Raw genomic sequence first — 14,110 nt, forward strand, 5'->3', positions numbered from 1 at the left:
CATGACGAATACGGTGAATACGGTCGGGCTGTATGTGCGCGACCAGGATGAAGCGCTGGCGTTCTACGTCGATGCACTGGGTTTCGAGGTGCACACTGACGTGCGCAATGGCAGCTACCGCTGGCTGACCGTGCGCAGCCCTGCACAGGAGGGGCTGCAACTGGGCCTGTTCGTGCCCGGTCCGCCGACCCATGATGCGGCCACGGCGCAGGCGCTGCAGCAGCTGGTGGCCAAGGGCGCGATGCCGCCGCTGGTGCTGGCGGTGGAGGATTGCCGGGCGCGCTACCTGGAATGGCAGGCGAAAGGGGTCGAGTTCACCCAGGAACCGATCGAGCGGTTCGGTGCCATCGATGCCGGATTCCGTGACCCGTCGGGCAATGGCTGGAAGATGATCGAGGCCCGTTCCGAGGCGAGGCGGCGCGCATGAATCGCGGCCACTGGGCGCGTCCGGTCCACCGCTGGACCTCGATCGTGTTCACCCTGGCGGTGATCGTCAATTTCGTGGCGCGCGCTATGGGGCAGGGCGAGCCCGCTGCGTGGATCACCTATTCGCCACTGCCGCCCCTGTTCCTGCAGCTGTTCACCGGGCTGTATCTGTTCGCGCTGCACTACGCCGGCAGGCGCCGCAGCGCCGTTGCGGGCGCTGCGGGGTGACCCGGCTTCAGGCGACAGCGTCGGCCGTATAGGCGGCAAGCAGGGCCGGAAGGTCCTGCATGCGCTGGAAGATCACCTGCGCGCCGGCAGCGCGCAGGGCTTCCGGCGTGCTGTGGTGCGGGCCGCCCTCGCTGAAGCCGAACACGGTGGCACCCGCCGCCACCCCGGCGGTCGCGCCGGTCACGGTATCCTCGATCACCGCGCAGCGCCGGGGGTCTACGCCCAGCGCTGCGGCCGCCGCCAGGTAGACGTCCGGATGCGGCTTGGTGTTTGGCATGTCCTGGCCGCTGAATACATGGCCCTGGAAGGCATCGAGGATGCCGACCTTGCCCAGCTGCAGCTTCACCTTGTGCAGGTCGGCACCCGAGGCGCAGGCAATCCTGCCGTGGGTGGCCAGGGCGATCGCACGAACGGCCTCGGGCGCCCCCTGGATCGCTTCGAGGTCACGCTCCAGTGCCACGTTGCGCTGCTGGCGGAAGTCTTCCAGCCATTCCTCGGTGAACGGTTTGCCGGTGCGCTCTTCGATCAATCCGGCCAGATGGGCCACCGACTGGCCGAGGAAGACCTCGCCGGCCTGTGCCGGGGTCAACGGCCAGCCACGTTCGGTCAGCATTTCCGAGAGCACGCGGGCCACCAGCGGCTCGGAATCGACCAGCACGCCATCGCAGTCGAACAGCACGGCATCGAAAGGAAAACGGGACATCAACAGCTCCTTGCTACAACAGTACGAGACTAATCAGCGGGTATTTTCCCACGGTGGCGTTGGAAGAAACGTGGTCACCAGGGCATCCACTGCCACGCGCACCTTGGGGGCCAGATCACGGGTGGCCGGCCACAGTGCGTGCAGCGGCCCGCTGGCAAGTGGCTCTGGAGTCAATACCGGAACCAGCGCTCCGCTGCGCAGCTCGTCCCCGACCAGCCAGGTGGTCGCCTCTGCCAGGCCAAGGCCGGCCAGCAGGGCTGTCCGCAACGCCTCACCATCGCTGATCCGGTGCCGCCCTTCGATGAGGTGCTTGACCGGCCGGCCGCACGCATCGGGCACCGTCCAGGGGAGGGCATGCCCTTGCCTGCCGAAGGTGATGCAGTCGTGAGCGGCAAGGTCGGCGAGACTGGCAGGCACGCCTCGTGCCGCCAGATAGGCCGGTGAGGCGCAGATCACCGAATGCTGGCAGCCAAGGGCGCGCGCGGAGAGCGAGCTGCTGTCCGGCAAAGGCCCCAGCCGGATGGCCAGGTCGACGTTCTCTTCGAGCAGATCCACTCTGCGATCGGTGAAGCTGACATCCAGTTGCAAGCGGGAATGGCGTTGTACCAGGTCGGCAAGCACCGGCATCACCCAGCGTTGCCCAAAGGCGACCGGAAGACTGACCCGCAGCAGGCCGGACACCTCCTGGCGCCGTGCGGCCGCGTTGGACTCGGCTTCGTCCAGTTCCGCAAGGATGCGCTGGCACACCTGGTAGAACTCGGCACCTTCAACGGTGAGCGCCAATCTGCGCGTGGTCCGGTCCAGCAGGCGCGCGCCCAGGCGCTGTTCCAGGGTGGCCACGCTCTTGCCCACCGCCGATTTGCTCAGGCCCATGCGCAGCCCGGCTGCGGTGAAGCTGCCGGCATCCACCGCCTGGACGAACACGCTGATGCCCTGCAGGCGGGCCGCGCTGTAGCTGGTCATGGTGCTTCGATTGGAGAATTCAAGGAGACAGTCTAGCGATGATTTCCCGGAACTGCGTATGCACATTCGTCAATAGACTTTCCCGGCGCACTTTCGCGCGCCATCGAGCCGAACACCATGCCTGCGTCGACCATGAATTCCTGGGAGCTGGATGCTCCCGGCCTGGCCCACCTGCACCCCGTGCAGCGCCTCATTCCCCGCCCGGGTCCGGGGCAGCTGCTGGTCAAGGTTGGGGCCGTTTCACTCAACTACCGCGATGCCCTGGTGATCAACGGTGGCCTGCTGCCGGGCGCCTTGCCGCGCCCCTTCGTGCCGGCTTCGGACATGGCGGGGGTGGTTGTCGAAACCGGACCGGGCGCGTGCCGCTTCGATGTCGGCCAGCGGGTGATGGGCAACTTCTGGACGCAGTGGCTGGATGGCGCTCCTCCCCTCGAGATGCTGCAGCACGGGCTCTCGCTCGGCGGCCCGCTGCCGGGCATGCTGGCCGGATATGTGGTGCTTGACGAAGACGTCGCCGTTGCCACGCCGCCCTCGTTGTCGGACGAACAGGCCTGCACGCTGCCGGTCGCGGCACTCACCGCCTGGTTTGCCCTGGTGGAGGCCGGGCAGGTGCGCGCCGGCCAGACGGTGCTTGTGCAGGGCACGGGGGGCGTCTCGTTGTTCGCGCTGCAGTTCGCGCAGGCGCTCGGGGCGCGGGTGATCGCAACCTCGCGCAGCGACAGCAAGCTCGCGCGCGTTGAGCAGTTGGGCGCATGGGCCACCATCAACACCGGGCAATACCCGGACTGGGGCGCGCGTGCGATGGAGTTGACCGCGGGGCAGGGTGTGGATCACGTGCTTGAACTGCTGGGCGGAGACAACCTCGCCCAGAGCGTGGCGGCACTCGCTGTCGGCGGGCACATTCTGCAGATCGGCTTCCTGCAGGAGACCGAGCTGCGCATGCCGGCTGTTCCGCTGATGCTGCGCCGCGCGACGCTGACCGGTGTTTCGGTGGGGCATCGCCGTGCCTTCGAGGCGATGAATGCCTTCATCCAGCGTGAACGCCTGCAGCCCGTCATCGACGCGGTGTTTCCATTTGCCGACGTGCCGGCCGCATTCGCAAGGCTGCAGCAGGGGCCGTTCGGCAAGGTGGTGGTGCAGGTGGACGCGTCCTGAGCTTGCCTGCCCGGCCGGCATCGGGGTGAAGCACGCCCGCGCGGCCGGTACAACGACCGCGCGGACGCTGGGCCTGGTCAGCCCAGGTCACACCCTGCAGGCTGCGGCCAGGTGGTGGCCGGCAGCATGTTCTTCAGCGAGGCCGGTGCATTGATGGCGACGTAGCTGGCGCCCAGCAGCTCTTCCAGGTCGGCGATGGTCACCAGGTAATTGTCCAGGCTGCCGAGGTTGGCTTCGTTGGGGATGATCCAGCTGATGGCCTTGGCGGTGCCGGTGTTCGGGTCGCGGGTGATGATGGTCTTCCAGAAGAACTCGGGTGTCGGAATGCCGTGGCTGGCCAGGAAGTAGTCGTTCGAGGCGTCGCCGTAGACCACGCCACCGTAGACGTCGACCGGCGCGATGTCGCGGTAGCACTCGGCCACGTTCTCGGCCTTCACCCAGATGCCCTGGTTGAAGCTGGAGACCTGCGGCACGATGTTGGTCATGTAGTTGGCGCGGCGGATGTACGTCGCGTTGTAGTCCATGTGGTTGGAGGTCACCAGGTGGCCACGGTCATAGCCGGACTTGATGCTGGCGTAGGACGCGGTGCTGCTCTGGCCGAGGCAGCCGGCCGGCAGGTCCGGGTCCTTGTAGAAGCTGGACGGACGCGGCTCCGAACCGGTATCGGCGTTGAGCGTGTACTCGTAACGGGTCGTGCTGTGCAGGCTGCAGTCGTAGGTCAGCACGAAGCCGCCCTTGTTGAGGGTGACGACCTGGGCCTGGGCAGCACCGGCGAAGGCACTGAGAAGGAACGCGAAGAAGAAGCTTGCAAGGCGCATGGCGGATCTCCAGCAGAAGATTCAGGGCGCAGCCGTCCGCCACGACCGCGCCGGAGCGGGGCGTGCGAAGACGTTGCGGAGAGGGGTGCTGCGGATTGCGGTGGGACGTGGCCGCGTGATCGGGGCCGTGCAGGCCCTGCGGTGTCGTTAGCGTCACAAGCTGTCGCTATTCGGTCAACGACGAAACGTCGAAGCTGTGACCGTCCGCAAGCACTGGAGATCTGTCAGATCACGCGGCGCGTGGCTGACACGCGCGCGTGCTAGGGCGCTGCAGGGAGTGCGCTCCTTTGCAGGGCGCGGCCCGCCGCAGCAGGCCGCGCCCTGATGTTCACTTGTACTGGTTGTGGCAGGAGCCGCAGCGCAGGGACATCTGCTTCTTGGTCATCTGCGTGCCTGCAATCGGCTCGATGCCGGTGGTCAGGAACGGATCGGCGGCCAGGCCCTTCTCGGCGGAGCCGTCCGGCCAGATGAAGGTGATGGTCTCGCCGCGCTTCACCGAAGCAAGGCCATGCGACAGGCGATAGGCACCGACCATCTGGAACATGGCGGCCTGGCGGATCCCGAGGTCGGCGCCGATGCTGGCATCAACCACGTTGGACAGGTCCTTGTAGATACGATCAGCGGCGTTGATCACCTTGCCCATGCCCTTGGCGGCCATGACGGTCACCGGAACCATCAGCGCGACCAGCAACCACTTTCTTGCAACAGATACGTTCACTTCATCTTCCTTGACATTGCGATGATCGTAGAGGCGCGGCTGCGCGCCTCGCTCATTTCTTCGTGGGTGAGTACGCCGTTGGCGTAGGTGTCCTCGACCGATCCATAGCCGCACATGCCGGCCTGGCCGCACATGCGGTTCAGCAGCGCGGAGTCGGCACCACAGGGCACGCCTTTCTGGCAACCGGCAAGGATCCAGGCGACTTCATCCACCTGCGTGCCGACCTTGAATGGCTGCATCTGCCGGGTGCGGCTGGCGGCGGTGTCACCCATCAGGCCGGCGAGGGCGACGTAGGCTTCGCCGTCGTCCTGCATCAGCACCGCGTCGACCAAGGTGCGGTGATCCTCGACGGAGAAGTTCCTGTCGGGCAGCACAAGCGCTCCCGAAAGCACGGTCTTTTCGATCTGGGCCACCAGACTGCCCTGTTCGGCGGCAAGATCGCGGTAGTGACGCTGCCTTGCGATGGCTTCGGGGGCGGTGAGGGCGACGCCGTCACAGCGCTGCTTCAGCCATCCGCTGCTGCGCGCGAGCGCACTGAGGCGTTCGCGCGGAATCTCCGCGGCGCTGAGCAGCGTGGCGTCGATCGCGCCGCTGCATTCGCTGTAGACCCGGCTCAGGGCCAGGCTGGCGCTGCCATCGCCGCTGCTGGACAGGTATTCGAGATCCGCGATGAGCGGGCGAAGTCGATCGGTGTGGTTGTAGCGATCAAGCGCGGAATTGCCGGTGGCGGGTAACGGAGCACCCTGCCGGATCGCGGCGGCGGACAGGGGTTCCGATGCCGCATCGGTGATTGAGGGAGAGGGCGCGGGAAGCCGGTCGGCTTCAGATCCACAGGCGCCCAGCGAAAGCGCGAGCGCGATGGCGAGAATGGCCGACGCAGCGGGGAGGGCGCGGCCGGGTAGTGACGGGTTTCCGGATTGCACGGGTTCCTTTGGCTCCAATGTCCATGAAAGCGCAGGTGGCCGCGGGGTCGCGACTACGCTGAAAAGAGGGGGGATGAGGCACCCGGGCCAGGAGTGGGCGCGGGCGCAGCGCTGCACATGGCAGGCAGTGAACGAGCGGGTGTTCTACATCGGGCAGCACTCTGGAGCGAGTCCGCTGGCGATGGCTGGGACGTTCTTGACGTTGCTGAATGATAGCACGTCGCATTCGCATTGAGGGCGGACCCTTGCCCGGCGATGCTGCGTCGCAAGGTGTCAGCCACCATTCGCACTGGTACGGTCCAGCCCGTTGCACCACCAACGACGGGGAGAGACGACGATGCGCAAGGTACTGCTGCTGTTGATCCTGCTGACCGGGCTGGCGCCCACCGCCTGGGCGGCCACGGTCAAGACCACCCATCGCACCATTCCCAGTTGGGACGGCACGCCGCTTGGAGCCTTTGTCATCGAGCCGCAGGATGCCGGCAGTGGGCGTTACCCGCTGCTGGTGATGCCCAGCAGCTGGGCAGTGCCGAGCGTGGAGTACGTGGGAGTGGCACAGGCGCTGGCGCGCCGTGGCTATGTGGTGATCAGCTACAGCTCGCGCGGGTTCTGGGAATCCGGCGGCAGCATCGACATCGCCGGCCCGGCCACGGTCGAGGATGTCAGTGCATTGATTGACTGGGCGCTGGACAATACCCGTGCCGATCCGGCCCGGATCGGCGTCTCCGGCATTTCCTACGGCGCAGGCACCAGCCTGCTGGCGGCGGCACGCGACCCGCGCATCAAGGCCGTGGCCGCGCTCAGCGGCTGGGCCGACCTGCAGGCCTCGCTGTACAGCAACGAGACCCCGAGCGCGCAGGGCATCGCCCTGCTGGTGGCGGCCGGCCTTGCCACCGGGCGCCCCGGCGCGGAACTGGCCACGATCAATCGCAATGTGCTGCTCGGCAACTACCAGGGTGCGGTGGACTCGCTGCTTCCGGTCGCGGCGCAGCGCAGCCCGGCGGCCAGCCTCGATGAGATCAACGCCAACCGGCCCGCCGTGTTCCTGGCCAACGCCTTCAACGACAGCCTGTTCCCGCCGGGCCAGCTGGTGGACTTCTTCAACCGCCTGAAAGGTCCCAAGCAGCTGCAGCTGCGCCACGGTGACCATGCGCTCAACGAAGCCTTCGGTGCACTGGGCATTCCCAACGAGGTCTACGACCAGGTGGGCGCGTGGTTCGATCACTACCTGAAGGGCGCGAGCAACGGCATTGCAGGCCAGCCGGCGGTGCAGCTGAAATCGCAGAAGGGCAACTGGAGCCGCTACGCGGACTGGCAGGCGACCAACGCCGGTGCGGTCAGCTATGGATTGACCGCACCGGGTGGACTGCTGTTGCCGACCGGCGGCCTGGCCGAGAACGGTGGCACCACCGGCTGGAACTACCGGATCGGCAGCGGCCTGCTGACCGCCGCCAACTCCGGTGTGGCGATGGCATCCGGTGCGCTGCAGATGATCAACCTGCCGCCGGGCGCCTATGTGCCGTTCATCGGCCGCAACGCTGCCGGTGTCTGGCAGGGCCCGGTCTACTGGAGCGCACGGCGGCTGGATGGCGCACCCGAAGTGCGGGTGACGGTGACGCCGAGCCGCGCCAACACCACGCTGTATGCCTACCTGTATGCCGAGGATGTGCTGGGCAACGGACAGCTGATCAGCCACAAGCCGTACACGCTGCGGGGGGCTACGCCGGGTCAGCCGAAGACCCTCGACCTGCGGCTGGAGGCCAGCAGCTGGAACCTTCCGGCCGGCAGTCGCCTGACCCTGGTCGTGGATACGGTGGACCTGCGCTATGCGGGCATCAGCCAGCTCGGTGGCGCGGTGACGTTCAGTTCGCCGGCCGGCGCGCCGTCGGTGCTGAAGGTTCCGCTGCATTGAAGCCGCTGGGTGTGCCGTCGATCGCAGCCATGTCGATCGACGGCCGCGCACAGGTGGAATGCCCAGCGATGCCTACGGGTCGGCCACTCCGGTAAGTCCACGCTGGCGGTGCGGCCGCGCTCGACTGGCAGTAGATAGCCTGATCAGGTACTAATATGGGGCTATCAATCGAGGCCAGGGGGGCATTCGATGGCTGGAAACCGTGTTGACCAAGGATTGGGGCCGTGTGCCAGCCCGATTGCCGGATGGACTCCGTGAGCGCGGCGTCCGATGCAGTCGCCGTCCTGCTTGGCATTTATTCCCAGACGCACCCCCGTCGAGCGAACGGCGGCCTCTATGCGATGGCGGGCTTCGCATTTCAGGCAGAGGTGGCCATCTCGCGGGCAGTGTCCTGCCTGGTCGCTTCAGAAGATTTTGCCGAATCTGGCAGGGTCTTCGTTGAAGCGCTTTCGGATGTGGCCGAGCAGGACCGCGATGGTTCGCTGGTTCTGCTGCAAGTCAAGCGCACCCTGACCAGTGCTGCACTGGACAGCGCAGCTGACGAAATCGCTGCAATCGAAGGGGTGGACGCGGCGCAACCTCAACCGCTGAAACCTCATTACGGCGTGGTGTGCCAGTACCACGAGATCGCGCTCGACTGGAGGCGATTGCCTTCGGCCTCGCCTCATTCAACGCTGCTGAAACAGCTGCAGGCGGAAGGGCGACTTCGCTCGCCCCAGCAAGCCCCCAATCCACGATGGCAGATCCTTTCCACGATCTGGAACAGCCATTCCGACCCATTCGGATACCTGCGATTCGCGCTGGACCGAATCATGCAACGGCAGGTTGTGGCGGGAGACGCAGCTGCCTGCTGGGAAGTGCTCGCCGAACGTTACCAACAGGGTCGGATCCATGTTCCCCGGTACGGCCAGCGACTGGACATTGCCGATGTATGCGTGACGGATCAGGTTGCGCGGCATCTGGAAGTCGGCAGGCGCATTACCTGGGATCGCTGGCGTCGCGGGCAGTACATGCCGCGCCCAGAACTGGTCAGTGATGCGGTGAGCGAGGCTCTGGCGCTGCATGCGCAAGGAATGCACGCCGAGGCGGCGGAGCTGAGTGTGTACTGGTTGGCCGGCCGCTCAGGGGCGGGAAAAAGCGTCATTCTGCTCAACGTCGTAAGTGAGCTGGTGATGTCCGGGTACGGCGTGCTGTGGCTCAAGCCGGAAGAACTGGAACCTGCCCTGATCCAGATCGCGCGGGGTGATGCGTCTGCTGCGCCCGACTTTCTTGCGGTGGACGATGTTTTCGACCCGGATGCGCAGGACAAGATTGATCTTGCCCGCATCAGCAACCTGATTGATGAACAGGGGTTGCGTCGTTGGCCCGTCCTGCTGACGTGCGGCCCGACGGAGTTTGCGGACGACTTCAACGAGCAGAGCAGGCTCCAGGGCTTCTCCATGCAGAAGCGTGAAGTGCCGCTGCTGGATCGCACTGATACAGAGACGTTCATGCAGTGGGCTGCATTGCGCATCGGCGCTGATGGACCGGCTGTCGCAGCGGGTCGCTGGTCTGGTATGGCACTGTCTCAAAGTGCAAAAGGGCAGGGCTTGTTCGTGTCGGTCGCGACCGAGCTTGCCAACGGCGACATGTCACAGTTTGGACAACGGTTCGCGATCCGGCTTAAGCGCCATGGCAGCGATTTCGTTCGGCGCATGCGCCAATGCCTGGCTGTCAATCGGCTCTACATGAGAGCACCAGCCGCATGGCTGGGTTCAGAAGATCGGGAGCATCTGGAAGACATCAATTCCGACGGTGACTTTGTATTGGATGCGGGCGATGCCGGACAGGACTGGTTGCGCTTGACGCATCCCCATCTGAGCGACGCGATCTACCCCCATCTACTGCAGACCGCAAAGGCGCGCTTGTTCGCAGAGGACCTTGGGGACGCGTTCCAGCGTGCTCTGCGTGAGGGCCATGATGCGCTGGCTCAGCGGCTGCTGATTACCTTCTCCAACGATGGAGGCCAGGCCAGGGCCGAGCGCATGCGGGCGGTCGACGACAAGTACCTCGCGCAGCTCTGTGTCCGAGCCTGGCAGGCATGCCCGGACGGCATTGACGTGGGAACCCGGGCAAGCATGCGCGTGAGTTTGGTGTGCTGGCCGGCGGCCCGCTCATGCCTGGGCACTTCGATCGACGGACTGATTGTGGAGGCCTTGCAGGACATTGACTGCGCAGAGGGGCAGACCCACGCGCTGGACAAGTGGCCCCTCTGGTGGCGGCGTCTTTGGAGGTGTTCGCCAGGGCATGCGCTGCTTGTGAACTGGGTGGTGCAACGTCTGGCCGCCAGTGCTCGCTTGGCGAGTGCCAGCTGGTCTCACGTATGGGAGGATGCTTGGCACTACGCCGAGGGCGGGCAGCGCGACGCACTGGAAGCGAGCGCATTCGAGTGGCTCAGCGCACAAGGCCATAGAGCTGACTGGCACTTTGTCTGGAAGACGCTGCGCCATGCTCCCAGAGCTGACCAGCGGCCGTTTGTGAACCTGCTGTCGCATGCTTTGCCGCATGAGCGTGGCAGTCATTGGGCCTATGCGTGGCAGGAGGCTCTTCTCACGCCACCAGATGGGTACAACGTGAGTGGTCTTGTCGCGCAAGGCTGCGAATGGCTGACCAGAGGTGCCAGGGAGGATCAGTGGGCACATGTATGGCAGTTGCTGCTTGCTCAGACCGACGCGCTGCCACAGGCCTGGAGTGAGCAACGACTGATCGCGCTTGGCTGCGATTGGCTCGCCGGACGTGAGGACAGGGCTCCGTGGAAATACATGTGGGAAATTCTGCTGGCTCGAGGGCATGCCTTGCCGGAGGGATGGAGCAAGCAGCGTCTGCTCAGGCTCGGCTGTGACTGGCTTTCCGGACGTGAAGGCCGGGAGCAGTGGAAGTATGTATGGGAGCTATTGCTTGTTGACGCCGGAATGCTACCGCACGATTGGAGCGAGACGCGTCTGCTTTCGCTGGGTTGTGAATGGCTGATAGGGAGAGAGGAAGAAATTCAATGGGCGTCTGTGTGGCAGATTCTGATGACTCGCCTGGACGCACTGCCTGAAGACTGGAGTGAGCAACGCTTGGTCGAGGTTGGCGCGGCGTGGCTGGCTGCTCGAGAAGAGCAGGACGGGTGGTCGTACATCTGGCAGCGGCTTATGAACGCACCGCAGGCATTGCTTGAAGACTGCAATGAACGTCAGTTGATCCGGTTGGGTTGTCAGTGGCTGATGAGTTCAAAGCACAGGGAATCATGGGGCTATGTCTGGGAAATTCTCGTTGGACGGCATCAAGAACTTCCTGAAGGGTGGAGCCTGCAGTCACTGTTGAGCGCTGGCCTAGATGCAATTGATGGTGTCGATAGTCCAGAGGCTGCACTGCCGATTCTCAAGCGGGTTCTTGGACATCGCGAGCACCTTTCTCCTGCTGACCTCGTACGCTCTGACGCTCTGGTGGTTCGCTGGCTACCCGCGTTGTCCCAGCTGGCACCGGGGCCGGCGAGTCACGCGCTTGAGGCGATGCTTGACAGTGGCCTGTCTGCGGCGCCTGGCGTTCTCGATGCAACGCGAGCGTGGTGCATTGGAAACGAGCATCATGGAGCTTGGCCGTTCATTGTTGTCAAAGCGCTGGCGGCCTGGCCCGCAGAACCTGCACTTCTTGGTCTGGTTCGAGAGCTGATGCAAAGGGTTCTTTCCCATCCAAACGCGGGCTGGTTGTTCAGGGCAGATATGTTCCTTGCCTCATTCGATATTGAGGCTTCGCCGCCGGTGCTGCAGGACCTGGTCAGATGTATTCGCAGCCGCAGGGAGGCTCCCGCCTGGGATAATGCCGATCGCTGGTTTGAAAGCGGCGAGGAATTGGATGTGGTAGTTGTGGCAGGCGGCGACAGGCCTGTAGTGGAACTACCAGGCGGCTTGCGTGGATTCTTGATCCCACCGGAATCAGGCCTGCACCCTCGACAGTCGATACGGGGGGTGGTGACCAGTTCCATGCGGTCGCTTGATCGCATCCTTGTCCGCCGGGCAGGTGCGGCGAATGAGTTGCCCCAGGTTGGGGACGTACTCGAGTGCAGAATATCCGGCTTCATGAGCTATGGCATTTTCTGCAGGAGCGGGCCGATCTCAGTCTTGATCATGGCCAGCATGCTCCCCTCTGATCGAGGAACATGGGAGGTGCTGTTCCCGCTCGGATCAAGGCAGAAGGTGAAGATTACCAGGCGTTCTGAGAAAGGGTTCAATGGGCAGATCCTGGAGAAGGATGCGTTGACCGTGGATCAGCATCGAGAAGCTGGCATCGTTTGATGCGGGAGCGGGGAGGTGAACCTTGATCGTCGCGGCACTGTTGATTGCCGCACTGCTTGCAGCCCCCCCGACGCGCGGGGCTCGCCGAAGGACTGGTCGAGCACGCTGTTGAAGGACCTGGATGCGGCCGACGCAGCCCTGCGTGGCAGCCATCCAGGCGTCGTTGACCGGCACAACCGCGGTTTCGTTGCGCAGCTCGATGATGCGTTGGCCCTGGCGCGCTCACGCGCGGCCCGAGTCAACAGCTTCGCTGGCTACTGGTGGGCCATGAAGGGCTATACGGCCTCATTCAATGATGGCCATGTCAGCCTCAATGCGTTTGCCGGCGCCCCCGAACTGCCGACGCAATGGCCGGGCTTCCTGACCGGCTTCGACGGCGATGCACAGGTGGTCATGAGCGTGGACGGTGACCCGCGCCATCCACCCTTGGGGGCTCGATTGCTGTCCTGCGATGGCGTGGATGCACAGCGGCTTGCCGCACGCCGGGCAGGTGATTTCAATGGACGCTGGAACCTGCAGGCCAGCCGTATCCAGACCGGCGGCGAGGTGCTGCTGGAACAGGCCAATCCGTTCCTGCCCACGCCGCGCATCTGCGTTTTTCGGATGGCTGGACCGATGCTGCCTGTGGCTCGGCGTGCCTGGACGCACTGGATCTGTGGAAGCGGCTGGGCGCCACCCAGGCAGGCGTCGAGACCTCGGCCGACAGCCTCTACATGGATGTCCGGCCACAACGGCTACCTAGCGGGCTGGCCAGGATTTCGGTGCCGATGAAGGTCTATCGCGGCCGGGCGCGCGGCTCGAATGCACCGCACGTGCCTGATCGGCGGTATGCGGGGGACATGCGTGATACGTCTGCGCTGGAAGCGTGGCTGCTGGAGCCCTGAGGAAGATTGATCGCCTGGAGAGTTGCCACGAACCGATCAGCTATCCTTGTCAACTCTTCAGTTGCAGGGACGAACGACGTGAGTGAGAAGCCTTGGGCCGCGTATCGTGTGGCGGCGCCCGATGCGAAGGCCCAGTTCCAGAATGAGCGAACCCCTTTTCAGACCATCAGCCACACCTGTCACGTGGATGCGGCGATCGAGATCATCAAGCTGGGCAAAGTTCGACCTGGGTTGGTGTTCGACAAGTCGAAATTGAACAGGAAGCGGATTCTTGTCAGCTGGGCTTCGCCGAACGACTGGTCCACGCTGGGATATCGCTATGGCAACATCCGCTTTGACTTCGATTTCGAGGCGATCATCAAAGACCGGCAGGCCTACTGGGTGGAGTGCATTGATAGCTACAGTCCGGCCGCGCCACGAATACTGATAACGGACCGGGACCGTGGTCGCAAGCTGAAGAAGTACGATCCCTCGGATGCTGGGGGGCCATGGTTTCGGGACAGTAGCGGAAAGGCGAACTACTTCAACAGCAAGTTCACGCTTGAGTTCATGGTGGAGGGGGCGCTTGAAATGAGTCACGTCAAGTCCATCAGCTTTGTAAAGCATCATTCGACCTGGTGCTCCGCTTCCAGTCAGGATCCTTCAAGTTGCGACTATCTAGGTAAAAGCCAGGACTTCGGTGGTTCACGGTTTGTCGCACGCTGCGCGGCAAGTCGGGTTTCACTCCAGGCCTACGCTCATAGCTTTGTCTTCTCCGAGACTGGAAAGCCGAAGCCGAACCTGGCTTATGCCACCGCACTCAATGAGGTTATGGAGTCGCTGAATAACCCCCGCCGGAAATTCTGCAATGCGATCCAGGCCAAACGCTCCCACACCACCGCCGTTGCACGGGCCATTCTAGGTGCCTACTCATACGGAAACACCGGGGAGGCTCGGACGTTGGCCAGTCTGTTCAAAGACATGGAGACGTGCGAGGCGGCAATTGCGGAAGTGTTCTGCAGCGTGATCGGATGGAAGGACTATCGGGCCATCCTGCCAGGCCGTTGAGCGCTGTGCTTGCG

General features: G+C 64.3%; 12 protein-coding genes. 7 read left to right on the plus strand and 5 right to left on the minus strand.

Annotated elements, in window-relative coordinates:
* Position 1: 1 nt before the first annotated feature.
* Positions 2-427, plus strand: coding sequence for a VOC family protein (locus Q0P60_RS08085; RefSeq protein WP_294990820.1), 426 nt, complete (start codon positions 2-4; stop codon positions 425-427).
* A complete protein-coding gene (locus Q0P60_RS08090) occupies positions 424-654 on the plus strand; it encodes a hypothetical protein (RefSeq protein ID WP_294990823.1) in 231 nt (76 codons plus the stop codon). The genes Q0P60_RS08085 and Q0P60_RS08090 overlap by 4 nt, the downstream gene beginning before the upstream one ends.
* 7 nt (positions 655-661) lie before the next feature.
* On the opposite strand, the gene Q0P60_RS08095 is transcribed toward Q0P60_RS08090, so the two are convergent.
* Entirely contained in the window at positions 662-1,357 is a 696-nt protein-coding gene (locus Q0P60_RS08095) for an HAD family phosphatase (RefSeq protein ID WP_294990825.1), read from the minus strand.
* A 33-nt stretch (positions 1,358-1,390) separates the two neighbouring features.
* Positions 1,391-2,281 carry a LysR family transcriptional regulator gene (locus Q0P60_RS08100; RefSeq protein WP_294990827.1) on the minus strand — a complete coding sequence of 297 codons (891 nt, stop codon included), beginning with the start codon at positions 2,279-2,281 and terminating at the stop codon, positions 1,391-1,393.
* A 156-nt stretch (positions 2,282-2,437) separates the two neighbouring features.
* Between Q0P60_RS08100 and Q0P60_RS08105 the strand changes: the two genes are divergently transcribed.
* Positions 2,438-3,475 (plus strand): NAD(P)-dependent alcohol dehydrogenase, encoded by a 1,038-nt coding sequence (locus Q0P60_RS08105; RefSeq protein WP_294990830.1) that lies wholly within the window; start codon positions 2,438-2,440, stop codon positions 3,473-3,475.
* A gap of 77 nt (positions 3,476-3,552) precedes the next feature.
* On the opposite strand, the gene Q0P60_RS08110 is transcribed toward Q0P60_RS08105, so the two are convergent.
* The 3 genes from Q0P60_RS08110 to Q0P60_RS08120 all read right to left on the minus strand — a co-directional run bounded on the left by Q0P60_RS08110 (position 3,553) and on the right by Q0P60_RS08120 (position 5,934).
* Positions 3,553-4,293, minus strand: coding sequence for a DNA/RNA non-specific endonuclease (locus tag Q0P60_RS08110; protein WP_294990833.1), 741 nt, complete (start codon positions 4,291-4,293; stop codon positions 3,553-3,555).
* Positions 4,294-4,621: 328 nt separating this feature from the next.
* Positions 4,622-5,011: a hypothetical protein gene (locus Q0P60_RS08115; protein WP_294990836.1), complete on the minus strand. Its 390-nt coding sequence runs from the start codon at positions 5,009-5,011 to the stop codon at positions 4,622-4,624.
* Positions 5,008-5,934, minus strand: coding sequence for a hypothetical protein (locus Q0P60_RS08120; RefSeq protein WP_294990839.1), 927 nt, complete (start codon positions 5,932-5,934; stop codon positions 5,008-5,010). The genes Q0P60_RS08115 and Q0P60_RS08120 overlap by 4 nt, the downstream gene beginning before the upstream one ends.
* A gap of 337 nt (positions 5,935-6,271) precedes the next feature.
* Here Q0P60_RS08120 and Q0P60_RS08125 point away from each other — a divergent pair, with 337 nt between their 5' ends.
* The 4 genes from Q0P60_RS08125 (at position 6,272) to Q0P60_RS08140 (ending at position 14,096) form a co-directional block, all read left to right on the plus strand.
* On the plus strand, positions 6,272-7,846 hold the full coding sequence (locus Q0P60_RS08125) for a CocE/NonD family hydrolase (RefSeq protein ID WP_294990842.1): 1,575 nt from the start codon (positions 6,272-6,274) through the stop codon (positions 7,844-7,846).
* Positions 7,847-8,187: 341 nt separating this feature from the next.
* On the plus strand, positions 8,188-12,165 hold the full coding sequence (locus tag Q0P60_RS08130; RefSeq protein ID WP_294990845.1) for a hypothetical protein: 3,978 nt from the start codon (positions 8,188-8,190) through the stop codon (positions 12,163-12,165).
* A 15-nt stretch (positions 12,166-12,180) separates the two neighbouring features.
* Complete coding sequence (locus Q0P60_RS08135) at positions 12,181-12,936, plus strand: hypothetical protein (protein ID WP_294990848.1); 756 nt, start codon at positions 12,181-12,183, stop codon at positions 12,934-12,936.
* Between the two features lie 191 nt (positions 12,937-13,127).
* Entirely contained in the window at positions 13,128-14,096 is a 969-nt protein-coding gene (locus Q0P60_RS08140; RefSeq protein WP_294990851.1) for a hypothetical protein, read from the plus strand.
* The last annotated feature ends 14 nt before the right edge of the window (positions 14,097-14,110 follow it).

Source organism: uncultured Stenotrophomonas sp. (assembly GCF_945952405.1).
GTDB lineage: Bacteria > Pseudomonadota > Gammaproteobacteria > Xanthomonadales > Xanthomonadaceae > Stenotrophomonas.

Bases quoted from the DNA above. Each gene is read 5' to 3' on its own strand.
- Q0P60_RS08110 (WP_294990833.1), bottom strand. From the start codon at position 4,293: ATGCGCCTTGCAAGCTTCTTCTTCGCGTTCCTTCTCAGTGCCTTCGCC.
- Q0P60_RS08085 (WP_294990820.1), top strand. From the start codon at position 2: ATGACGAATACGGTGAATACGGTCGGGCTGTATGTGCGCGACCAGGAT.
- Q0P60_RS08090 (WP_294990823.1), top strand. From the start codon at position 424: ATGAATCGCGGCCACTGGGCGCGTCCGGTCCACCGCTGGACCTCGATC.
- Q0P60_RS08125 (WP_294990842.1), top strand. From the start codon at position 6,272: ATGCGCAAGGTACTGCTGCTGTTGATCCTGCTGACCGGGCTGGCGCCC.
- Q0P60_RS08105 (WP_294990830.1), top strand. From the start codon at position 2,438: ATGCCTGCGTCGACCATGAATTCCTGGGAGCTGGATGCTCCCGGCCTG.
- Q0P60_RS08130 (WP_294990845.1), top strand. From the start codon at position 8,188: ATGGCGGGCTTCGCATTTCAGGCAGAGGTGGCCATCTCGCGGGCAGTG.
- Q0P60_RS08095 (WP_294990825.1), bottom strand. From the start codon at position 1,357: ATGTCCCGTTTTCCTTTCGATGCCGTGCTGTTCGACTGCGATGGCGTG.